This is a genomic window from Marinobacter alexandrii, from assembly GCF_005871205.1.
In the GTDB taxonomy this organism is placed as follows: Bacteria; Pseudomonadota; Gammaproteobacteria; order Pseudomonadales; family Oleiphilaceae; genus Marinobacter; species Marinobacter alexandrii.
Genome location: NZ_SWKM01000011.1, coordinates 420,768 through 442,437, shown reverse-complemented (window position 1 = coordinate 442,437; position 21,670 = coordinate 420,768). Strand labels below are relative to the sequence as shown.

The window sequence follows — 21,670 nt, the reverse complement described above, 5'->3', positions numbered from 1 at the left end:
TACCAAGTGGTCCGAATCAAAAAACAGAAAAAGACCAAAATGAGTCGAAAGAATCGCACGCAGCAATGCGCTCCTCCGTACCCATTTGGCCTATTGAGTGGCCACCATCTCGTCGGTCACCTGATACCCCCCCCTTAGCCAACGCAGAATTTCCTCAGCGGCCGGATGGCTGAAAGCGCCATAGACGTTCTCAAGATTGGCGCGCTTTTCCTCGCCAATGCGCCCTAGCCCGGCATCCTGCAGCACCAACAGATCGGTCAAAATCTGATCCGCCAGATCGAGCCCCAGCGCTTCCCGAGCTGCATGCCGGAGCGAGTGGCCATACTGATAGTCCGGGCCCAGCCGATAGGATTCCGCCAGGGTGATTGCCGGCACGGTCGTCAGCGTTGGTTGTAACGCCGGGTTGATGCCGTGGCCGGCGATATGAGCGGCATTAGCTGCCGGCCGACCGGTAAAACCCCGCAAGTGCAAGTGCTGAGACATGCGGTCACCGTCATTAACCGGATAGTTGTCCCAAAGCACCGGCTTGCGCCCGAGAACATCGCCCACCCGCTTCAAGTGGCCGGGTGAGATTTCCCGTGAACAGACCTCTTCACCGGTCCAGAAGATATTGACCTCGTGGTCGAGTTTGCGCCCGAGGGTCTCCAGATAATCGGCAGGACGTTCCCCAAACACACGATCCAGAACCGGATCGTCGGAATAATAGCTCGGGCAAACGCTGAGCTGTCGGACCGAACTGTGATCCCGAACCCAGGCCACGATCTCGGCCTGGGTGTAGGCCAGATCCGGGGTGTCCGAGCGCATGTCATCAAACAGGATCGCCAGTTCATCGATGCCCAATCGATCCAGCAACGCCAGCTTTCGGGCAAGTGCCGCCCGAGCCTCCTCGTCAAAACGATTGAAGATCTCGAAGGGACTTAATCCAACCCCAAACCGTACGCCTTCTTCTCGGCAAAAGCGTGCAAAACCCGCAAGCTCCGCCGCCACCTCCGCAGGATGGGGCTCTTGCCAGCGCCGCCGCAGGAATGCATCGGCCTTGGGCGCGTACAGATAAAACCCGTAACCGTGAGGTGCCAGGGCACGCACAAGGTGGCGGCGTTCCTGCCAGTTCCACATTGGGCCATAGAAGCCTTCGATGATGCCTAACGTGGTTGCCATGGTCGCAACTCCCTGCCTTATTCAAGAAAACCGATGATTTGTGCCACCGCGGATTAACACATGGTATAGCCGCGGCAAGCATACCGTAGGTCACGACCGTATTGCCGGCTTCCAATGCAGGCTATTATAGCGGTATCCAAAAGGACCGACTTATGACTTCCTCGCCCAACCGGTTAGCCAGCCTTGATGCCTTGCGTGGTTTAGCAGCGATTGTAGTCGTTTTGTTCCACTACCTACCTTATTACGACAAGCTTTACGGCCACGGGTTCGAACTGCCGGCGATCCTAAACAGCAGCTTGCTGTTCGGGCGGTATGGGGTCCATCTGTTCTTCATTCTGAGCGGTTTTGTGATCTTCATGACGTTGGAGCGCACATCCAAAGCCGGCTGGTTCGGCCTGGCCCGCGCCTTCCGTCTGCTGCCGGCACTCTGGGCGGCCATCGCGCTCACCTTCATCTCAGTACACTGGCTTGGCCCGGAAAGCCGAGCGGTGACGTTTGAAACCGCCCTGCTGAACACCACCCTGCTGCACGAGTACTTTGGTAAGCAGCATGTCGACGGCGCCTACTGGAGTCTGGTGGTGGAGGTTACCTTCTATAGCTGGATGGCTTTACTGTTCTTCAATCTCCGCAGCTGGCTGCAGCTTCGCTCTGCCCTCACCATCTGGATCATCATCAGCTATGCAGGCGTGCTTTGGTGGAAACAGATCCCGCCAGGGATTGAGTTTCTGGTCAAGGATCTGGTGTTCGTGAAATACGCTCCGCTGTTTATAGCCGGCATGTTGATCTATCGACGCCACCGTTACGGGGACAGCTCAGCCTTCGACAACAGCCTGCTGATCGCCAGCATTGGTCACGGCCTTTTCGCCTACAAAATGCCTTACAGCATCTTTGTCCTGGCGTGTTTCGGAGTCTTTGCCCTCGCCGTGTACGGCCGATTGCCATGGCTGGCCAACCGCCCCATGCTTTGGCTAGGCAGCCTGTCCTATAGCTTGTACCTGGTCCACCAGAATATTGGCTACGGCGTCATCGACCTGAGCTACCGGGCCGGCCTGCCGGGATGGCTTGGTGTCGGATTGGCATTGGCTACCGCGCTGGCCCTGGCCGCGGCCATTCACTATTCAGTGGAAAAACCGGCACTGGCGAAATTTCGAAGCTGGCGGCAAAAGATGGAATCAACGGCTCCTGAGCTCACGGCACCGAATTAATCTGAGCCCGCCGATCCCCTCTGACATGCGCTGTCGCAACGGGCGAAATGTTGGCTAGACTGACAGGTAACGCTACGCCCCAGAACGCACGCCGGTCTCAGGAGGCCGTGATGGAAATAAAAACCTTCGAGGATCTCATCGACTGGACCCGCCAGTTGCACGCGTACCTTGCTGAGAGCCTGCACGAATCTGCCGCCAAAGCCCAAAATGAGCGGGCTAGCGCTCTGCTCGACTACGTCAGCAGTCACGAGCGCATACTGGAGAATGCGGTCAGTGAGTTTGAAAAGCAGGCCGATCCGAAAGCAATGAAAACCCGTCTTTACGATTACGCCAACCACAAGCCCATCGAAAGCCACCGCACCTGCGACACTCACTACGCCGACCTGGATTTTGACGGTATCGCGCGCGAAATTTTCGATTTTCACGATCAGGTGATGGATCTGTACGACTCCCTGATTGGAAAAGCAGAAATTCCCGAGGCACGTACCCTGCTAGAAGATTTGAAAGCCCTGGAAGAGCATGAAGCCATGAGGCTGGCACGCCAGATTGGCCGGATGGATGATATGTAAACAGTCGTACGACCTAGGTCGTAGGCAAGGGCGGTTTTCGTTCCGTTTCCTAACGATAATTGTTAACTTGGGCTACCGTTATGAGTTAACTCCTCCCCACCGGAGGATGCTCTGAATAAAAAACGATAAGAGGATTGAAGAGCAATGAAGATCCGTTCTGTTCTTTCCGCGGCTGCGCTGGCTGTGGCAACCACCTTTGCCGCCACGCAGGCGCTCGCTCAAGACAAGTTCACACTGCGTCTTGCCGAGACCTGGGGCCCAAACTTCCCAATTTTCGGTGATGCGTCGAAAAACATGGCCAAAATGGCCGAAGAGATGTCCGATGGCCGTCTGCGCATCCGCATCGACTCTGCCAACAAGCACAAAGCCCCATTTGGCGTGTTTGACATGGTTAAAGCCGGCCAGTACGACATGGGCCACTCCGCGTCCTACTACTGGAAAGGCAAGGTACCCAACACCCTGTTCTTCACCAGCATGCCTTTCGGCATGAATGCCATGGAACAGTATGCCTGGTTCTACCATGGCGAAGGCATGGAGCTGATGCAGGAAGTGTATAACCCGCACAACCTGATGTCCTTCCCGGGTGGCAACACCGGCATCCAGATGGGTGGCTGGTTCCGCAAAGAGATCAACTCCGTTGAAGACCTGCAGGGTCTGAAGATGCGTATTCCCGGCTTCGCCGGCGAAGTCTTTGCTGAAGTCGGCGTAAGCCCGACCAACATTGCACCGGGCGAGCTGTACACAGCGCTAGAACGCAACACCATCGACGCCGTTGAGTGGGTAGGTCCGGCTCTGGATCTTCGTCTGGGCTTCCAGCAGATCGCCGACTACTACTACACCGGTTGGCACGAGCCGGCCACCGAGCTGCAGTTCCTGGTCAACAAGAAGACCTGGGAGAAGCTGCCCGCTGACCTGAGGGAAATCCTGCGTGTTTCCATGCGCCTGGCCTCTTACGAAATGCTGGTTCAGTCACAGCACGAAAATGCCAAGGCGTGGGCCAGCATTCAGGAAGAGTATCCGAATGTTCAGATCAAAAAGTTCCCGGACGAAGTCTTCCAGGCTATGAAGGAGGCTAACGATAAGCTGCTGAAAGAAGCCGCTGAAGGCGACGAACTGGCCGCCAAGATCGTTAAGTCTCAGCAGGAGTACCTTGAGCAGTCCCGCGCTTACACAGACATTTCTGAGCGTGCGTACCTCAACACGATGGGCGAAGTCGAGTAAGATAGCGCCCCAAATCGAGCCGGGATCGCTCTCTGAGTGGTCCCGGTTTCGTCGTTTATAGTAGCTGAAAAAAACGCCAACCCGCTTGGCGGAGGATTGTAAATGCGGTGGATTATCAAACTGGACGAGGGCCTGGCCCGATTGTCCAATCTCTGTGGCTGGGTCGCCTGTATCGCGATGATACTAATGGCCGTAAACGTGTTTTACGACGTGGTGTCCCGCTACGCATTCAATGAAGTATCGATCGGCCTGCAGGAAATGGAATGGCACCTGTACTCCATCGTTTTTTTGTTTGGTATTCCCTACGCACTCCGCACGGATGGCCACGTTCGCGTAGACGTTTTCTACACCAACTGGAGCAACAAGGCCAAGGCCTGGGTTAACCTGATTGGCGCAGTTATCTTTGTACTCCCGTTCGCTTACCTGATCGGCACCTATGGTTACAGCTTTGCCCTGGACTCCTACAGCATGGGTGAAGGCAGTGGCGATCCCGGTGGCCTGCCCCATCGCTATTTGATCAAATCGGTTATTCCCGTCACCGCGTTTTTCATCGGCACAGCCGGTCTGGGCATGATCACCTTCGCACTGCGGGTGATGTCCGGCGAGAAAAGCTATACCTCTGAGCACAGCGCGGGAGGTCTGGCATGATCGGTATGATTATGTTCGGCGTTGCCATGCTGATGCTGATGGCGGGTTTCCCTGTCGCCTTTACATTCGGTGGTGTCGCACTGTTCTTCGGTATTTATGCCGAGGGCATGGATCTGTTTGCGTTCATGCCGTTCCGGATCATGAGTGTCATGCAAAACACCGTACTCATGGCAGTGCCCCTGTTCATTTTCATGGGCGTGGTGCTGCAGCGCACCAAGCTGGCTGAGCAGTTGCTCACCTCCATGGGCCGGCTGTTCGGTGGCCTGCCGGGTGGTCTCGCCATCTCCACCATTCTGGTAGGCGCCTTGCTGGCCGCCTCCACCGGTGTGGTTGGTGCCAGCGTGGTGGCCATGGGCCTGATTTCCCTGCCGGTCATGCTGGCCCACAAGTACGACAAGCGTCTGGCCACCGGCACCATCTGTGCTTCGGGCACCCTGGGACAGATCGTTCCCCCGTCGATCATCCTGATCATTCTCGGTGACGTCATCGGCATCCCCGTCGGCGACCTGTTCAAAGCTGCAGTCTGGCCGGGCGTTGTCCTGATCGGTCTGTACATTGCCTACATCCTGGTCCTGACCCGTCTGAAGCCGGAAACCGCACCGGCGATGCCGCAAGATCCGACCAACTCACGTAAGCAGGAAGTCGTGTCGGCCCTCCTCGCGATCATTCCGCCACTGGCGCTGATTGTTATCGTATTGGGCTCCATCTTCAGCGGCATCGCCACGCCCACCGAGTCCTCGGCACTGGGTGGTGTTGGCGCCGTGGTTCTGGCTCTCATCTACAAGCAGTTCTCGTTCAGGATGGTCTGGGACAGCGCCAAGGATACCGTCAAGGTAACCGCCATGGTGTTTGCGATCCTGATCGGTGCCACTGCGTTCTCCATGGTGTTCAGCTACACCGGCGGCGACTACCTGCTGGAAGAATGGCTACACCTCCTGCCAGGCGGCCAGTGGGGCTTCATTATCCTGGCGATGCTGGTGATCCTGATCCTCGGTTTCTTCATCGACTTCGTGGAAATCTCGTTCATCATCGTGCCGATTTTGGCACCCATTGCCGAAGCCATGGGCATCAACATGCTCTGGTTCGCCATCCTGATCGCCATGAACCTGCAGACGAGCTTCCTGACGCCACCCTTTGGCTTCTCGCTCTTCTACCTGAAAGGGGTGGCGCCACCGGAGGTGCGAACGGTGGATATCTACCGCGGGATTATCCCGTTCATTCTGATTCAGATTCTGGTGTTGGCATTGATCGTGATCTTCCCCGAATGGTTCGGGATGAGTGCCACCTACTGACCCCTCTGAAAAACCGGGCCCCATGGCCCGGTTTTTCTATGTCGCTATCCATCTTTTCCAGCCCTTTCACGCCCTAACCTGACAAAAGCCCAACCTTTTCTATACTGAACACAGAACCGGCGGTTCCCGGAGGAACAGACGGAACAAGCTCCGTGCGCACCCGTCGAACCCGTACAGGGGGCCGCGACGCTCAGGTCAGGAACAGGGAGAGAAGGACCCATGACACACAGCACCGCCCAAAAAACCGAGCAAACGGGCCGTGAATCCACACCACACGTGCTAACCCTACCGTTGGAAGCAGCACAGACCGACCGGAACCCCCATAACTACGAACGCTGGCTCATCGCCAAACTCATGCGCATGGCCGGATCGCCTCCCATCCGATTCCAGCTGTGGAACGGCGACGTCATCGATCCCAAGGATCAGGAGGTCCGTTTTATCCTCCACCTTAAAGACCCCAAGGCACTCTATTCACTGGTCGCCAACCCCAACCTGGCCTTTGGCGACCTGTACAGCGCGGGCAGGCTGGACGTTGAAGGCGACCTGCCTGATCTGATGGAAACCCTGTATCGATCGGTGCACGCTGCCCGGCAGGACTGGCCAAAATGGCTGGACGCACTCTGGCGCAATCACAACCCGCGCTCCACCGGGATCACGGAAGCCAAGGAAAACATCCATCACCACTACGATTTGGGCAATGAGTTCTACCAGTTGTGGCTGGATCAGGCTGAAATGCAGTACACCTGCGCCTACTACGAGCGCCCCGACCTGACTCTTGAGCAGGCGCAACTGGCCAAGCTGGAACATGTCTGCCGTAAGCTCCGGCTCAAGCCCGGCATGACCGTGGTCGAAGCCGGCTGTGGCTGGGGTGGGCTGGCCCGCTATATGGCCCGTCACTACGGCGTAAAAGTGCACTCCTACAACATATCAAGAGAACAGCTCGTTTATGCCCGGGAGCAAGCCCGCCAGCAACAGCTCGATCACCTGATTGAGTATGTCGAGGACGACTACCGGAACATCGAAGGTCAGTACGATGCCTTTGTATCGGTCGGCATGCTGGAACACGTTGGCAAGGAAAACTACCCGGCATTATCGGCTCTGATCAAACGCAGCCTGAAACCCGATGGGATAGCCCTGCTTCACAGCATCGGGCGAAACCGCCCCATGCTGATGAATGCGTGGATCGAGAAACGGATTTTCCCGGGAGCCTATCCACCGAGCATTGGCGAGTTCATGGAAATCTGCGAACAGGGTGATTTCTCGGTGCTGGACGTGGAGAACCTCCGGCTTCACTACGCCCAGACCCTGAGCCACTGGATGGATCGGTTCACGGAAAATCAGGACCAGGTCTCGGAAATGTACGATGAACACTTTACCCGAGCCTGGCGCATGTATCTGGCCGGTTCCATTGCCGCGTTCCGGGCCGGCTCGCTTCAGCTTTTCCAGGTGGTGTTCACTCACGGAGACAACAACCAGTTGCCACAGAGCCGGCAAGACCTGTACACAAGCCCCGCAGCACTGGAGCAGGCGTGATGGATTACTACGACCTGATCATCGTTGGCGCCGGCCCTGCAGGCTCCACCCTGGCCCAAAGCCTGCAGGACAGTGGCAAACACATACTGCTGATCGACAAACAGGATTTCCCGCGGGACAAGACCTGCGCCGGCTGGGTTACGCCGGCAGTGATGAACACCCTGAACATCGATCGCGACGACTACAGTCATGGCCGAACCCTGCAACCCATCCGACGCTTCCGCATCGGTATGATGGGCCAGTCACCGGTGGAAAACGACCATGGCGACGTGGTCAGTTATGGCATTCGCCGGTGCGAGTTTGACACCTACCTGCTGGACCGGGTGACCGCCCCAAAGATGCTCTCCACACCCGTGAAAAGCATCAAACGGGAGGGCGGCAACTGGCAGGTCAACGGCACCTGGGAAGCGCCGCTGATCATCGGTGCCGGTGGCCATTTCTGCCCGGTGGCACAATTACTGGGCGAGGGCCCCGGCAGCCATGAAACCATCGTTGCCGCTAAAGAGGTCGAGTTCGAAATGACAACGGAGCAGGCGCAAAGCTGCCAAGCTCGGGGTGACACCCCGGAACTCTGGTTTTGCCGCGACCTCAAGGGCTATGCCTGGGTGTTCCGCAAGGAGAATTACCTGAACATTGGCCTGGGCCGGGAAGACAACCATCGGCTGACTGAGCATCTGGAAGCCTTTGTCCAGGACATGAAAGACACCGGCCGCATTCCCTCCGACCTGCCTGGCCGGTTTAAAGGCCATGCCTATCTGCTCTATGCCCACGCCGAACGGCCATTGGTCGACGATGGCATTCTGCTGATTGGCGATTCCGCCGGATTGGCCTACACCCAGAGTGGCGAAGGCATCCGGCCGGCAATTGAATCCGCCCTGATGGCGGCCGATGTTATCCGCGATGCGCAGGATTATTCGGCATCGTCACTGCAGCTCTACGGCGATGCCATCGCCGAACGCTTCGGCACCCGGGCCACCGAACTGGAGCAAAGCTGGCAGGTGCCCGACTGGATCAAGACCCCGCTGGCGACCACGCTGATGCGCTCCCACTGGTTTACCCGGAAGGTAGTGACCGAAAAGTGGTTCCTGCATCAGCAGGTTCCGCCGCTTGAAGCCGCTGTCTGACATCATTCGGGCACAGTACTGGGCAATATACCGGGCACAAAAAAGGGCGGCATTTGCCGCCCTTCTTCTGGAACTCTATCGGGATTAGTGTCCCAGATAGCTCCGATACATCCACACGGTTTTTTCCTGCTGTGAGATATAGTCACTCATCAATGCTGCGGTGCCTTCGTCGTCGGAATCGCTCGCCAGGCTCAACAGATCACGCTGCTTACCAATCAGCTTGGCAAAGCTTTCCACGATGTTTTCCATCGCTTCACGGCCATCAGAGACGTCCTTCTTTTCCTGCACCTCGGATTTCTCGATATAGGTGCTGTAGGAATGGGCCGGACGATGACCGAGAGTGAGCACCCGCTCGGCAATTTCGTCAATCTTCAACAGAAGGTCGTCGTACAGTTCCTCAAACTTCACGTGCAGCTCGAAAAAATTGTCACCCTTGATGTTCCAGTGATAGCCGCGCACGTTCATGTAGAAAATCTGATAATTGGACAGCAGATCGTTCAACGAATCTGCCAACTGCACAGTTTTTTCCGTATCCAGACCAATAAAGTTCTTACCCATTGCGTGTCTCCTTGACGTTAACTCAATTGAATATATCCGTCATCCTAAGCCACAGAACAGACGGCGCAGAAGTAGAATTCGTCAATTCTATCGATAGCGCCAGATTATTAATCAATCCGTCGTCATAGAATTCAACAAATCACTAAGTCACCTACAACGACCGCCCCCTAAACACCGGGGCCACAATCGGTACAACCTTCTGCCGGCTCAGGACCCTTACTGAGGTTTCGATTCAGTTGTTTCAAGGCCGTACGCAAACCTTCTTCAATGACCGGGTGATAAAACGGCATCTCAAGCATCTCACTGACGGTCATTCGATGCTGGGCCGACCAGGCCAACAAGTGTGCGATGTGCTCGGCTGCCGGCCCGAACATCTCGGCGCCCATGAACAACCCAGAGCCGTGCTCACCATAGACCCGCAACAGGCCAACATTCTTGCCGATCACCCGACTGCGGCCCTGATCCTCAAACGACACCTCGCCAACAGCAAAGCGGCCCTTGCAGCGCTCGTCCACCTCGTCGATGGTGAGACCCACCGCAGCAATCTGCGGGTCGGTAAACACCACCGCCAGGGGCGTCCGGCGCAAGCCCGCCAGGACCTCCGGGTAGGCCCCCGCGTTGTCACCGGCAATGCGGCCCTCGTCGGCCGCCTCGTGCAACAAAGGCAGAGTGTTGTTGGCATCGCCGGCAATAAAGATGTGGCTATCGCCGCAACGAAGGGTGTACGGATCAAACAGCGGCATGCCTTTGTCATCCAGCTCAATTTCAGCGTTCAGGATGTCCAGGCCATCAACATTGGGGCGCCGACCAGTCGCAGCCAGGAGGTAATCGAAGGTCTCGGACACCTCTCCCTGATCGTCATCCTGAAAGGTAATCCGGACGCCGCTCTCAGTGCGTTCCACCTGCTTTACATCCGCCTCGGGGTTGAGCGGGAACTCCCGGTTGAACGTATCGAGGGCGCACTGGCGAATCGACTCATCACGGATCGGCCCTACCGACCCTCCCGCGCCAAACATTCGAACTCGCACACCCAGGCGGCTCAGGGCCTGACCCAGTTCCAGGCCGATGACGCCGGGACCAAACACCGCAACAGACTCCGGCAGGTCCTGCCATTCGAACAGGTCGTCGTTGACCACAAGGCGGTCTTTCGCTTCCTTGAGAAAACCGGGGATATTGGGGCGGGACCCAGTAGCAATAATGATCCGTTCGGCGTGCACCTCCCGGACGTCTCCGTTGGTGCCCTCAACCATCAACCGCTTCGGCCCGGCAAACCGGGCGTGTCCGAACATGCGGTGGTGGTCGGGAAATTTGTCCACTGACTCCACCACCGAGCCAACAAAGCGATCCCGCTCCTGACGAACCCGCTTCATCACCGCCTTGCCATCAATGTTGATGCCACCGGCTGAAATGCCAAACAGTGGCCCCGTGGCCATGTGATGGGCATTGTCCGCCGCAGCAATCAGCAGTTTACTGGGCATGCAGCCGACCCGGGCACAAGTAGTCCCGTACCGGTTTGCCTCAATCAGCACCACCTTGTCAGTGGCTTTGCGGACACGCTGGTAGGCGACCATCCCGGCGGTGCCGACCCCGATAATGGCAACATCCACCTCTCGCTTTTCCATACAAACCTCTCCTTGCAACCGTCTTGACGTCGAAATAACGTGCTGGCAGGGCCTTATGCAATCAACAGTATAGGGTATAGGCTGAAACCAGCAGATCGGATCGCCCGTGAGCTAGACGGTTATGAGCAAGGGGAAATTCCCAGAAAATTGACTTAAGCTGGGGCGCTTGCAACCTTTTGCAACTAATTGCAATTAACAGGATCGAGGGATTGAAACGTGTACAATTTTTGGCCTGAATTTCTGACCGTAGCCCTTGTGCATCTTCTGGCGGTGGCCAGTCCGGGTCCGGATTTTGCCATTATGCTCAGGCAGGCGCTCAGCCAGAGCCGACATCATGCCCTGTTGACTGCGGTGGGTATCGGATTGGGCATCTTGGTGCACGTGGCTTATTCACTGCTGGGTATCGGCCTGATTATCCAGCAATCGGTGTGGCTGTTCAGCGTCCTGAAAGTGGTCGGTGCCCTGTACCTGACCTGGATTGCGATCCAATGCCTGCGTTCGCGCGCCGGAGGCATCCACGTCAACGCTGAACCTGGCCCCCCTCAATCGGGCCTGGCTGCCCTGCGTCTGGGCTTTTTGACCAATGCCCTGAACCCCAAGGCTACCCTGTTCTTTGTTTCCCTGTTCTCCGTGGTGATCAGCCCGGACACCCCGGTTGCCCTGCAAGCAGGTTACGGCCTCTACATGGCCGTTGCCACCGCCTTGTGGTTTGCCCTCGTCGCGGTGTTCTTCACCCTGCCCCGTGTCCGCCGGGGCTTTAACCGGTTCGGCCACTGGCTCGACCGCATGATGGGCGGCGTGCTGCTGTTACTGGCCGGCCAGCTGTTACTGTCTACAGTGAGCGGATCAGAGCCTCCGTCTGGCTCCAGCCCAGGCACGGATCTGTAATCGAGCAGCCGAAGATCAGATCATCGCTGTCATCCTGGCGCCCCGGCTCCAGGAAACTCTCCAGCATCAGGCCGCGGATGTGGTCGTTACCCGCCGCACGCTGCGCCATTACCTCACGGGCGATGTCGATCTGACGCTCCGCCTGCTTCTGGGCATTGTCGTGGCTGCAATCCACCATGATCGAGGTGGACAGGTTGGCCCCAGCCAGGGCCTGCACCGCGGCGGCTATGCTGTCGGCATCGTAATTGGTGATTCCACGTCCACCCCGCAGTACCAAATGAGTATCCGGGTTGCCCCGGGTAGTGATCATCACCGGCACACCACTGTCTGAAACTCCCATGTGATGGTGTGGGTGGGCAGCTGACCGCATTGCGTTGGTGGCGACACCAACACCGCCGTCGGTTCCGTTCTTGAAACCCACCGGCATCGGCAGTCCGCTCACCAGTTCCCGATGAATCTGAGACTCGGTGGTGCGGGCACCAATGGCGCTCCAGCTGATCAGATCGCCCAGGTAATCCATGGCGAAGGGGCTGAGCGCCTCGGTTGCCAGCGGCAATCCCATCTGTGACAGATTCAGCAGCAGTCGGCGAGAACGAACCAGACCCTCGTTCAGATCGCCGGCCCCCGTGCGCTCGGGATCGTACAACAGGCCCTTCCAGCCCACGGTTGTCCGCGGCTTTTCAAGGTAGGCCCGCATCACGATCAGGAAACGGTCACTGACCGCGTCCGCCAGGCGCTTCAGTTTCTCACCGTACTCAAGGGCCGCCACTTCATCGTGGATGGAGCAAGGTCCCATCACGATCAGAGTTCGGGCGTCTTCGCCTCGCAGAATCTTTCGGACGGCCTCGCGCTGCCCCGCGATCTGACTCGCCAAGCTGGCCGAAACCGGCAGCTGCTGGCGCAAACCGGCAGCGCTGGGCAGAGCCACTTCCTGGCGCTGACTGACTGCCGTATCGGCGGCTGGCTGGCTCAGTGCGTCGGTACTATTCAACGCTTCAGAACTTGTCAGCGTCTCAGAACTCGGTGGCATGTTCATATCAGTGTTCCCGTTTCCCTGTGTCAGAATCAAAAAAGCCCCGGCTGGGCTACCAGTCGGGGCTTTTTGAGTCCGGTGGCAGCCTGGGTTTTCTGCCGGGCTGCCTTCCTCGTTATTCGGTCGATGAAGATCTTATGGGCGGCCCTGGCTCTGGCTAAAATAAAAGCCATATCCAAACCACCAAGAAAACACAGCAGCGACCGCCGCTATCGATTTTTCACCGAAAGCTTGCAGAACATTCAATTGACAGATCGCGTGTGTGGTCTTCATGCTTTTCAATATATACCCCCGGTTTTCAACTTGGCAACCCCGTTGTCCAGACTTTTTCAGTCGACGGCAGGGTCGGGAGCAGACATGACACTCACAGAACCTCATTTTCTCCGATGCAGTCCAGCTAATCTGCCCCGTATCCTGGCCCTGTTCCTGAGCCTGGCGTTACTGCCGGCCACGGCCTTGGCCCAGACTGAGGCGCGAGTCTACGAGTTGCAGAGCCGCCCCGCGGACGACGTCGCCCAGCAGATCCGCGAGCTTTACCAGAATGCCCCGGTTACCGTGACCGCGCGGGGCCAGCAGGTAGTCGTTCGGGGCGAGCAGCCCTTGCTGGATGAAATCGGAATGCTGATCGACACCATGGATGTGGCACCGGCGCAGCTGCGCATCACCGTCCGCTCCCGTCAGGATATTGGTGGAAAACGTTCCGGGGCCGGAGTCTCAGGTTCGGAGGAACGGGTCAACGTCACCGTTGAGCGCAAGGTCACCAGTACCAACAACAGCCAGCTCCGAACCCTGGTGGTGCAGGATGGCCAGTCGGCCCACATTACCTCCGGCCAGGTCCGAACCCTGCCGTTTGCTGTTCAGGGAGGACGCAACCCGGCTGCCATCCTCCAACAGGTCGAAACTCGCAGTGGTTTCCTGGTAAGCCCGCAGGTTATTTCGGACCGGGCAATTGAGGTGAGTATTGTGTCGTTCGAGGAAGATCCGGCTGCCCTGCCCGGCTATGAAACCGAGGCCGTGGTAACCATTCGCCGAGTGGAACCGGGCGAATGGGTGGCGCTGGGCAGCACCTCCACCTCTGCCGACACCGAGCGCTCTGGCATCACTTACAATGTTAGCAGTAGCCGTTCCGACAACCGAAGCTTCGAGATCAAGGTCGACATTCTGCGCTAACCGTCAACTGCTTTGGCTTTCGGCGTCGGCGCGGGAACGGCCTCGAAGTAGAACGGCTTTTGCCTCGTTAATCTTGGCCGCCAGATAATCATTGCCTCCGCGGTCCGGATGCAGCTTCTGGATCAAACGGCGGTGCGCCGCGACGATCTCCTGTTCATCGCAACCGCGGGCCACGCCCAGAATTTCGCAGGCCTCTTGCTTCGACATGCCCCCATGGGCGGCTGAACGACCCGAGCCCTGCTCGTACTGTTCATCCCCAGAACCCTGCCCAGCACCTCTCCCGTCACCCCGGCCCAGATGCTGATTCACCATGGGCAAGAATTTGAGCAGCGCCGGCAGCTTGCGAAGCAGGGGAATCACCGCAGCCACCGCCGCGGTGAGCACATGCACTCGCCCCGTCAGCACCAGAAACAGCAGCAGCGCGCCACCAACCACCAGCACGCCTTTCCAGATCGCGGTTTTCCGCTTGTCGGGCGACAGCGCCCCCCACTGCTTCAGAATGACGAAGACAGCAGCCGCCAGAGCGATACCGAGAATCCAGTGCATGGGTTGATCCTTAGCGAATGAATGGTCGTAATTCTGTCACTTCTTCCGCTGACAATACCAGTTTCCTGCCTGTCAGCCGGCAGCGTCACCGGGGCGACAAGCGCCATCAAACCCTACGCAGAAATACCGACAACCCGGTGACAATCACCCTGCAAATTTTATAGGATGCTATGTTTTGTAGAAAACATATATTTTCCGGCTGCACCGACGAAAGAACAAACCCGATTCCCAGGACCCGAATTATGCGCACTGCCTCCCGCTTCGTGATCGTTATCATCTTCCTAGGCGTCGTCCTTGGCGGCATTTTTGGTTACAAGTTCTACCAGTTTGGCCAGATGCAAGAACAGATGAGTCAGCCCCGCCCACCGGCGCAAGTGTCCGCCGTTAAAGCCCAAATCGAAAAATGGACACCTGCGATCAAAGCAGTGGGCAGCATCGAAGCGGTCAACGGCGTTCAGGTCGCTAACGAGGTGCCCGGGGTGATCGAAGTCGTCAACTTCGAGTCGGGTGACACCGTCAAGCAGGGCGATGTGTTGATTCGAATCGATTCCGCCATCGATCAAGCCGCACTGCGTACCCGCCGCGCCGAGGCGCAGCTGGCCGAACAGGAATTCAAGCGGGTGTCTGACCTGCTTCCCAAGCGCGCTGTATCCCAGTCTCAATATGATGAGGCAAAAGCCAATTTCGACGCTGCCCGGGCCCGAGTCAATGAAGCCGAAGCTCAACTGAGCAAGAAGATTATTCGCGCGCCCTTCGATGGTCGTCTCGGCATCCGCATGGTCGATCGCGGTGAATACATCGCCACTGGCACCCCGATTGTTGAGATCAACATGCTGGATCCGATTTACGTGGATTACACACTGTCGGAGAAAAACCTGCCAGACGTGCAGACCGGCTACCCGGTCGTCGCAACCGTCGCGGCCGTGCGCGAGCGCGATTTCAAGGGCACCGTGGCCGCCATCAATACCTCGGTCAACCCGGAAACCCGCACTGTGCGCATTCGCGCCACACTGGACAACGAAGAGCAACTGCTTCGTCCGGGCATGTTTGCCACCGTCATGACTCGCCAACCGGAAGACAACGAAGTGGTCACCGTGCCCCGTACTGCCGTCTCCTACAACACCTACGGCGACTTCGTCTTTGTCATTGGCAAGAACGATGACGACACCCAGGTAGTCACTCGCCGCACCGTAGTGACCGGTGAGACCCGGAACAACAAAGTGGCCATTCTGTCCGGCCTGGAAGAAGGCGAAACCATCGTTTCCAAAGGTCTGCTGCGCTTACGTGCTGGCCAGCCGGTGGCGATTCAGGAAGACGCTGCTCAAGCGACGGAGGCGTCTGAATAATGCGATTTACCGACATTTTTATCCACCGCCCGGTCCTGGCAACGGTGGTCAGCCTCCTGATACTGCTGCTCGGTGCCCGAGCAGCCATGGAGATGGAAATCCGGCAGTATCCGCAACTTGAAAGCACCACGGTGACCATCACCACCGCCTACCCCGGTGCCAGCTCGGATCTGATCAAAGGGTTCATCACCACCCCACTGCAACAGGCGATTGCTGAAGCCAGTGGCATTGACTACCTGACCTCAACCAGCTCCCAGGGCACCTCCACCATCGAAGCCAAGATGGTACTGAACTACGATGCCAACGCGGCGTTGGCCGAAATCCAGGCCAAGGTCGCCAGCCAGCGCAACGTGCTACCGGCTGAAGCCCAGGACCCGGTCATCACCTCCACCACCGGTGACTCCACGGCGTTGATGTACATCGCGTTCTACAGCAGTGAGCTGGAAGTTCCGCAAATCTCCGATTACCTGACCCGCGTGGTGCAGCCAAAGCTGCAGGCCCTCCCGGGTGTCGGCAAGGCTGACCTCATTGGCCGCAAATTTGCCCTGCGAGTCTGGCTGGATCCGGAACGCCTCGCCGCCGTGGACATGACGCCGCCGGAAGTGGTCGCCAAGCTGCGTGCCAACAACTACCAGGCCGCCGTGGGCAACACCAAGGGCCAGTACACCGAAATCAGCATGACCAGCGACACCGATGTCGCCGACCCCGACCAGTTCCGCAACCTGGTGGTGAAGCAGTCCGGCAGCACCCAGATTAGGTTGCAGGACATCGCCCGCGTGGAGCTTGGTTCCGAATCCTACGACCAGCTCGCGTTGTATAAAGGCGACCCGGCTACCTATGTCGCCATCGAGCTGGCACCCGGCGCCAACCCGCTGACCGTTGCCGGGCTGGTGAAAGATTCACTGCCTGGCATCGAAAGCCAGCTACCCTCCGGACTGAATGTCCGGCTGGCGTACGACGCCTCCGACTTTATCGAAGACTCCATCAACGAAGTCATCAAAACCCTGCTGGAAGCTCTGGTGATCGTACTGGTGGTGGTGTTCTTGTGCCTGGGCTCCGTGCGCGCCTCGATCGTGCCATCGGTGGCGGTGCCCCTGTCCCTGGTCGGTGGTGCCTTCATCATGCTGATGTTCGGATTCTCCCTGAACCTGCTCACCTTACTGTCTATGGTTCTGGCCATCGGCCTGGTGGTCGACGATGCCATCATCGTGGTGGAGAACGTGCACCGCCACATCGAACAGGGTGAGTCCCGGTTCGATGCCGCCATCAAAGGCGCCCGGGAAATGGCAGTGCCGATCATCGCTATGACCACCACCCTTGTCGCTGTTTATGCGCCAATTGGCTTCATGGGCGGCCTGGTCGGCTCGCTGTTTACCGAGTTCGCCTTCACCCTGGCCGGAGCCGTCGTCATCTCGGGTATCGTGGCACTGACCCTGTCCCCGATGCTTTCTGGACTGGTGCTGAAACCCCACGGCAACCCCGGCAAGTTCGAGAGCCTGGTCGAACGTAGCTTCAACGGCCTGTCCAATGGCTACAAGCGGGCACTCACCTCGCTGATGGAAACCAAGTCGGTGGTGATTTTCTTTGCCTTTGTCGTCCTCGGCTCGATCTATTTCATGGCGATGATGAGCCAGAACGAGCTGGCGCCAACCGAAGACCAGGGCATCCTGTTTTACCAAGGCCTGGGCCCGCAGACGTCCACCCTCGATTATCTGCAGGAGCACGGCGACGAAATTCAGAACCGGATGTCGACCCTGCCCGGGTACGAGGAAGACTTCATGATCATTGGCTTCACCGGTCCGAACGCCGTCTTCGGTGGCTTCAAGATGGCGCCCTGGAGTGAACGGGACATATCCCAGTTCGAGGCACAACCGCAACTGGACGCCGAGCTCAGCAAAGTGACCGGACTGCAGACGGCGGTGTTCCCGCGGCCCTCGCTGCCTGGTTCTGGCGGCGGCCTGCCATTCCAGTTCGTGATCACCACCGGCAACAGCTACGAGCAGCTGAACCAGGTGGCGGACGAGCTGCTGGGTGAAGCCATGGGCAGCGGCAACTTCATGTTCTTGCAGAAGTCGATTAACTTTGACCGTCCCATCACCCGGATCAAGGTCGACCGGGATCGGGTAGCCGATCTGGGGCTGTCGATGCAGGACGTTGGTCAGGCGCTGGCCAGCATGCTTGGTGGTGGCTACATCAACCGCTTCAATATGGAAGGCCGGTCGTACCAGGTGATCCCCCAGGTTGACCAGAAATTCCGCCTGGACTCCCAGGCCCTGAGCGATTACTACATCCGCTCCGATACCGGCACACTGGTACCCCTGGGCAGCGTGGTGAGTTTCAGCAACGACATTGAGCCGTCTTCGCGTACCCAGTTCAACCAGCAGAACTCGCTCACGCTTCAGGGTGTGGTGATGCCCGGAGTCGCCGCGGGTACCGCCATGGACTACATGGAGAAGACCGCCGAGGAAGTACTCCCCCAGGGCTTCAGCTTCGACTACACCGGTCAAAGCCGGCAGCTGGCCACCCAGGGCAGCGCGCTGGTGGTGACCTTCTTCCTGTCGCTACTGGTGATCTACCTGGTGCTTGCGGCCCAGTTTGAAAGCTGGCGTGATCCGCTGATCATCCTGGTATCGGTACCCATGTCAGTGGCGGGTGCAATGTCCTTTATCGTGCTCGGCTTTGCCAGCATGAACATCTATACCCAGGTGGGGCTGATCACCCTGATCGGCGTAGTGTCCAAGAACGGCATACTGATCGTGGAGTTTGCCAACCAACTTCAGATCGAACGCGGACTGGACAAGATCAAGGCGGTCATCGAAGCGGCGGCCATCCGCCTGCGCCCAATCATCATGACGTCGCTGGCGCTGATCTTTGCCATGGTGCCACTGCTGATTGCGGTCGGCCCCGGCGCCGAGAGCCGGTTTGCCATTGGCCTCACCATCAGTGCGGGCCTGGGCATCGGTACGCTGTTCACCATCTTCGTGTTGCCGGCCTTCTATATCCTGCTGGCCCGGGACCACAACAAGGCCACGCACTGAGCCTTGCCCGATCCCTGCCCGGCGTGCTGACCTGCCGGGCAGGATTTCCCCAGACCGCTCTGATGGGGTAGTCTGGGGGCCATTGCTTACTCTCCATCCTCATTGAAGCTGCGTCTATCGTGACCCTCGGAACTCTTTTCTGGCTCTTCACCGCTACATTTGTCATCTGGTACTGGTGGCGCGCCAAGGCCATCAAGGACTTTGTGCTGCAGGCTGCCCGCCGCTACTGCACGTCGATGGACGTGATGCTGCTGGACGACGCTGTCTATCTCCGCGGTCTCTGGTTCAAGCGCGACCCCGAGGGCCGGATAAGAGTCTGGCGCCGGTTCCTGTTCGATTTCACCAGCACCGGTGAAGAACGCTATACCGGGCGGATCATCATGCTGGGCCAGCGCATCATGCACATGGAACTGGACGCCCACCGTCACCCCTGAACGCTCCTCACCTAAGTGCTCTTCCCGAAGCGCTCTACCCTGATCTCTCTAATTCAATTGTTCGTTGAAGCTCCCCCTCCCCCAAATGGGCGATTTATTGCCCCGGCCTGGACACCAATAATCGACAACGCATTAACGACCTATGGCCGCACTAACGTGGCCGCTTACAACAACAATCGGAGTTAATCATGCGTATTCGAAAAACCGCAGCCTTCGCGCTGGGGATCGTCCTGCTGTCAGCCTCATTCCTTACCCACGCCGGTTACACCTCAACCCGGCACCCCATCGTTCTGGTCCATGGCGTCACCGGCTTCAACACCATCGGCGGTCTGATCAACTACTTCCACACCATTCCCTGGAACCTCGAGCGTAGCGGTGCGCGGGTTTATTCCGCCAGCGTTTCCTTCGTTAACAGCAGTGAACAGCGTGGCCAGCAACTGGCCAACTACGTCAACAGCCTGGGCCACTCCAAGGTGAACCTGATGGCCCACAGTCAGGGTGCACCTACGTCCCGGGTTACTGCATCACTCATCCCCCACAAGATTGCCTCGATCACCTCCATTAACGGGGTAAACAAGGGCTCCACCGTGGCTGACGTGGTTCGTGGTGTGCTGCCGCCGGGCAGCTATGTCGAGGGTGGTGCCCAGGCTATCGCCAATGCACTGGGCGGCCTGGTGAACGCCCTGTCCGGCTCGAGCAATCCGCAGGATGGGGTCGCAGCATTGGAAACCCTGACCACCCGGGGCACCACCGATCTCAACGATGCCCTCGGCTGGAAGGGCGTAAACCGTTCCTCCTGCTCCGGTACCAATGAAGATGTCTGGATCAACGGCAACCGCATCAAGTTCTTCTCCTGGACCGGCCGTGGAGTCTGGACCAACATTCTCGATGCTACCGATCCCTTCCTCGGCATCACCTCCCTGGCCTTTGGCGGCGAACCCAGTGACGGCCTTGTTGGTGTCTGTTCAACCAAGATGGGCAATGTCATTGGCACGCACTACGACATGAACCACGTTGATGCCATCAACCACCTGTTCGGGATTCGCTCGCTGTGGACCAATCCGGTGTCACTCTATCGCTCACAGGCCAACCGCCTGCAGAATCGCGGTCTGTGAGGCCGTTATGAGACATCGTCCCCCGCAACATCGTCGATGGCTCGCCACCCTCGCACTGTCGGCCCTGGTGGCCGGCAGTGCGATCTGGTGGTACCTGCCAGAGACTTCCGTACTGCCCCCTGAAAGCAAGACCGCCAAGGCACCTGCCCTGGTATTGTTTGCTGACGCCGACATCAATCCGCCAGCGGTTTCGTCCGACGCATCACCCACCGACACCCGAACGACGGTCGTCGAGGTGGCGAGCCGTACCCCGGCCAGCCTCGGCCCAGATCCCTATGCCGCTTCACTCAAAGGAACCGACATTGATGGTGCGCTCAAGGCTGATAGTCAGGGCAAGCTGATCGTTGATCTGGAGACCCGGGATTTCTTCGACTATTTCCTGAACACGGTGGGGGAAGTATCCCCAGACCAGGCACTGGAACAGATCCGGACGCTCGCCATGACCAGCCTGCCACCCAAGGCCGCCGCCGAGGCCATGGCGCTGCTTGACCAGTACCTTCAGTACAAACAGGAAGCCTTGGCGGTTCAGGCTACACCGCTGGACCCAAGCCGACAGAACGACCCTAACTACCGATTAGAGATGCTTGAAAAAGCATTCATCGATTTGAAGCTGGTGCGCCAGGGCGTTTTCAGCCCCGACGCCCACCAGGCCTTCTTTGGACTGGAAGAAGCCTACGGCGAATACACCCTGGCAACGCTGGGCATCGCAGCCCGCACCGACCTGTCGGCGGAGGCAAAAACCTCAATGGTAGCCTGGCACCGCGACCAGTTGCCTTCGCAACTGCAACAGACCGAGCGTCACCTACTGGCCAGTACCGAAAAAAACCGTCACCGCATAGCCACCATCGACGCCGCCGAATCACCGGAAGCCGCAGGCCAGAAGCTCATGGCGCAAGGCATGTCACCAGACGCCGCCGCCAGCGTGACCGACTACCTGCAGGAGCGGGCAACCTTCGATGCCCGTTACCAGCATTACGAAGCAGCATTGGACCAATTGCGCGATTCCGGCCTGACCGATACGGATGTGGCAGCCCAGCAGGCGCGCCTGCTGAACCAGCACTTTCCAGATCAGAAACAGCAGACCTGGGCGCGCCTGAAAATGCTGGGAAGCAATTGATCAGACTGTGCGGGCACGCGCGTCATCGGCCCGCACAACCTTTTACACTGGCG

The 21,670-nt window shown here is 58.3% G+C and carries 19 protein-coding genes; 14 read left to right on the top strand and 5 right to left on the bottom strand.

Features of this window, described 5'->3' with window-relative positions:
* Positions 1-90 precede the first annotated feature (90 nt).
* Positions 91-1,158 (bottom strand): beta-N-acetylglucosaminidase domain-containing protein, encoded by a 1,068-nt coding sequence (locus FCS96_RS02410; RefSeq protein ID WP_138438644.1) that lies wholly within the window; start codon positions 1,156-1,158, stop codon positions 91-93.
* A 152-nt stretch (positions 1,159-1,310) separates the two neighbouring features.
* Between FCS96_RS02410 and FCS96_RS02405 the strand changes: the two genes are divergently transcribed.
* The 7 genes from FCS96_RS02405 to FCS96_RS02375 all read left to right on the top strand — a co-directional run bounded on the left by FCS96_RS02405 (position 1,311) and on the right by FCS96_RS02375 (position 8,750).
* Positions 1,311-2,363, top strand: a complete 1,053-nt coding sequence (locus tag FCS96_RS02405; RefSeq protein ID WP_138438643.1) for an acyltransferase family protein — start codon at positions 1,311-1,313, stop codon at positions 2,361-2,363.
* Between the two features lie 110 nt (positions 2,364-2,473).
* Positions 2,474-2,932 (top strand): Na/Pi cotransporter family protein, encoded by a 459-nt coding sequence (locus FCS96_RS02400; protein WP_138438642.1) that lies wholly within the window; start codon positions 2,474-2,476, stop codon positions 2,930-2,932.
* A gap of 144 nt (positions 2,933-3,076) precedes the next feature.
* Entirely contained in the window at positions 3,077-4,153 is a 1,077-nt protein-coding gene (locus FCS96_RS02395) for a TRAP transporter substrate-binding protein (RefSeq protein ID WP_138438641.1), read from the top strand.
* A 102-nt stretch (positions 4,154-4,255) separates the two neighbouring features.
* Positions 4,256-4,801: a TRAP transporter small permease subunit gene (locus tag FCS96_RS02390; RefSeq protein ID WP_138438640.1), complete on the top strand. Its 546-nt coding sequence runs from the start codon at positions 4,256-4,258 to the stop codon at positions 4,799-4,801.
* Entirely contained in the window at positions 4,798-6,093 is a 1,296-nt protein-coding gene (locus tag FCS96_RS02385; protein WP_138438639.1) for a TRAP transporter large permease, read from the top strand. The genes FCS96_RS02390 and FCS96_RS02385 overlap by 4 nt, the downstream gene beginning before the upstream one ends.
* Positions 6,094-6,312: 219 nt before the next feature.
* The gene (locus tag FCS96_RS02380; protein WP_138438638.1) at positions 6,313-7,626 is read left to right on the top strand and encodes an SAM-dependent methyltransferase; all 1,314 of its coding nucleotides are present in this window, start codon (positions 6,313-6,315) and stop codon (positions 7,624-7,626) included.
* Entirely contained in the window at positions 7,626-8,750 is a 1,125-nt protein-coding gene (locus FCS96_RS02375; protein ID WP_138438637.1) for an NAD(P)/FAD-dependent oxidoreductase, read from the top strand. The genes FCS96_RS02380 and FCS96_RS02375 overlap by 1 nt, the downstream gene beginning before the upstream one ends.
* A gap of 84 nt (positions 8,751-8,834) precedes the next feature.
* Here the strand turns inward: FCS96_RS02375 and FCS96_RS02370 are convergent, their stop codons facing one another.
* Both FCS96_RS02370 and FCS96_RS02365 read right to left on the bottom strand, forming a co-directional pair.
* Positions 8,835-9,308: a Dps family protein gene (locus FCS96_RS02370; protein ID WP_138438636.1), complete on the bottom strand. Its 474-nt coding sequence runs from the start codon at positions 9,306-9,308 to the stop codon at positions 8,835-8,837.
* A gap of 167 nt (positions 9,309-9,475) precedes the next feature.
* Entirely contained in the window at positions 9,476-10,930 is a 1,455-nt protein-coding gene (locus tag FCS96_RS02365; RefSeq protein ID WP_138438635.1) for a dihydrolipoyl dehydrogenase, read from the bottom strand.
* A gap of 216 nt (positions 10,931-11,146) precedes the next feature.
* On the opposite strand from FCS96_RS02365, the gene FCS96_RS02360 reads away from it, so the two are divergent.
* Entirely contained in the window at positions 11,147-11,818 is a 672-nt protein-coding gene (locus tag FCS96_RS02360) for a LysE family translocator (protein ID WP_138438634.1), read from the top strand.
* On the opposite strand, the gene FCS96_RS02355 is transcribed toward FCS96_RS02360, so the two are convergent.
* On the bottom strand, positions 11,763-12,854 hold the full coding sequence (locus FCS96_RS02355) for a 3-deoxy-7-phosphoheptulonate synthase (RefSeq protein WP_138438633.1): 1,092 nt from the start codon (positions 12,852-12,854) through the stop codon (positions 11,763-11,765). The two genes, FCS96_RS02360 and FCS96_RS02355, sit on opposite strands and share 56 nt — an antisense overlap.
* 354 nt (positions 12,855-13,208) lie before the next feature.
* On the opposite strand from FCS96_RS02355, the gene FCS96_RS02350 reads away from it, so the two are divergent.
* On the top strand, positions 13,209-14,021 hold the full coding sequence (locus FCS96_RS02350) for a secretin N-terminal domain-containing protein (RefSeq protein WP_138438632.1): 813 nt from the start codon (positions 13,209-13,211) through the stop codon (positions 14,019-14,021).
* Positions 14,022-14,024: 3 nt separating this feature from the next.
* Here the strand turns inward: FCS96_RS02350 and FCS96_RS02345 are convergent, their stop codons facing one another.
* Complete coding sequence (locus FCS96_RS02345; RefSeq protein WP_138438631.1) at positions 14,025-14,567, bottom strand: DnaJ domain-containing protein; 543 nt, start codon at positions 14,565-14,567, stop codon at positions 14,025-14,027.
* A gap of 242 nt (positions 14,568-14,809) precedes the next feature.
* On the opposite strand from FCS96_RS02345, the gene FCS96_RS02340 reads away from it, so the two are divergent.
* The 5 genes from FCS96_RS02340 (at position 14,810) to FCS96_RS02320 (ending at position 21,617) form a co-directional block, all read left to right on the top strand.
* The gene (locus tag FCS96_RS02340; protein ID WP_138438630.1) at positions 14,810-15,913 is read left to right on the top strand and encodes an efflux RND transporter periplasmic adaptor subunit; all 1,104 of its coding nucleotides are present in this window, start codon (positions 14,810-14,812) and stop codon (positions 15,911-15,913) included.
* On the top strand, positions 15,913-18,951 hold the full coding sequence (locus FCS96_RS02335) for an efflux RND transporter permease subunit (protein WP_138438629.1): 3,039 nt from the start codon (positions 15,913-15,915) through the stop codon (positions 18,949-18,951). The genes FCS96_RS02340 and FCS96_RS02335 overlap by 1 nt, the downstream gene beginning before the upstream one ends.
* A 119-nt stretch (positions 18,952-19,070) precedes the next feature.
* A complete protein-coding gene (locus tag FCS96_RS02330; RefSeq protein WP_138438628.1) occupies positions 19,071-19,385 on the top strand; it encodes a DUF3301 domain-containing protein in 315 nt (104 codons plus the stop codon).
* 188 nt (positions 19,386-19,573) lie between these two features.
* Complete coding sequence (locus FCS96_RS02325) at positions 19,574-20,500, top strand: esterase/lipase family protein (RefSeq protein WP_138438627.1); 927 nt, start codon at positions 19,574-19,576, stop codon at positions 20,498-20,500.
* Positions 20,501-20,507: 7 nt separating this feature from the next.
* On the top strand, positions 20,508-21,617 hold the full coding sequence (locus FCS96_RS02320; protein WP_171040647.1) for a lipase secretion chaperone: 1,110 nt from the start codon (positions 20,508-20,510) through the stop codon (positions 21,615-21,617).
* Positions 21,618-21,670 lie beyond the last annotated feature (53 nt).

Excerpts from the sequence above, each read along its gene's own strand:
- FCS96_RS02410 (WP_138438644.1), bottom strand. The coding sequence starts at position 1,158 with ATGGCAACCACGTTAGGCATCATCGAAGGCTTCTATGGCCCAATGTGG.
- FCS96_RS02405 (WP_138438643.1), top strand. The coding sequence starts at position 1,311 with ATGACTTCCTCGCCCAACCGGTTAGCCAGCCTTGATGCCTTGCGTGGT.
- FCS96_RS02400 (WP_138438642.1), top strand. The coding sequence starts at position 2,474 with ATGGAAATAAAAACCTTCGAGGATCTCATCGACTGGACCCGCCAGTTG.
- FCS96_RS02395 (WP_138438641.1), top strand. The coding sequence starts at position 3,077 with ATGAAGATCCGTTCTGTTCTTTCCGCGGCTGCGCTGGCTGTGGCAACC.
- FCS96_RS02390 (WP_138438640.1), top strand. The coding sequence starts at position 4,256 with ATGCGGTGGATTATCAAACTGGACGAGGGCCTGGCCCGATTGTCCAAT.
- FCS96_RS02385 (WP_138438639.1), top strand. The coding sequence starts at position 4,798 with ATGATCGGTATGATTATGTTCGGCGTTGCCATGCTGATGCTGATGGCG.
- FCS96_RS02380 (WP_138438638.1), top strand. The coding sequence starts at position 6,313 with ATGACACACAGCACCGCCCAAAAAACCGAGCAAACGGGCCGTGAATCC.
- FCS96_RS02375 (WP_138438637.1), top strand. The coding sequence starts at position 7,626 with ATGGATTACTACGACCTGATCATCGTTGGCGCCGGCCCTGCAGGCTCC.
- FCS96_RS02370 (WP_138438636.1), bottom strand. The coding sequence starts at position 9,308 with ATGGGTAAGAACTTTATTGGTCTGGATACGGAAAAAACTGTGCAGTTG.
- FCS96_RS02365 (WP_138438635.1), bottom strand. The coding sequence starts at position 10,930 with ATGGAAAAGCGAGAGGTGGATGTTGCCATTATCGGGGTCGGCACCGCC.
- FCS96_RS02355 (WP_138438633.1), bottom strand. The coding sequence starts at position 12,854 with ATGAACATGCCACCGAGTTCTGAGACGCTGACAAGTTCTGAAGCGTTG.
- FCS96_RS02350 (WP_138438632.1), top strand. The coding sequence starts at position 13,209 with ATGACACTCACAGAACCTCATTTTCTCCGATGCAGTCCAGCTAATCTG.
- FCS96_RS02345 (WP_138438631.1), bottom strand. The coding sequence starts at position 14,567 with ATGCACTGGATTCTCGGTATCGCTCTGGCGGCTGCTGTCTTCGTCATT.
- FCS96_RS02340 (WP_138438630.1), top strand. The coding sequence starts at position 14,810 with ATGCGCACTGCCTCCCGCTTCGTGATCGTTATCATCTTCCTAGGCGTC.
- FCS96_RS02335 (WP_138438629.1), top strand. The coding sequence starts at position 15,913 with ATGCGATTTACCGACATTTTTATCCACCGCCCGGTCCTGGCAACGGTG.
- FCS96_RS02325 (WP_138438627.1), top strand. The coding sequence starts at position 19,574 with ATGCGTATTCGAAAAACCGCAGCCTTCGCGCTGGGGATCGTCCTGCTG.
- FCS96_RS02320 (WP_171040647.1), top strand. The coding sequence starts at position 20,508 with ATGAGACATCGTCCCCCGCAACATCGTCGATGGCTCGCCACCCTCGCA.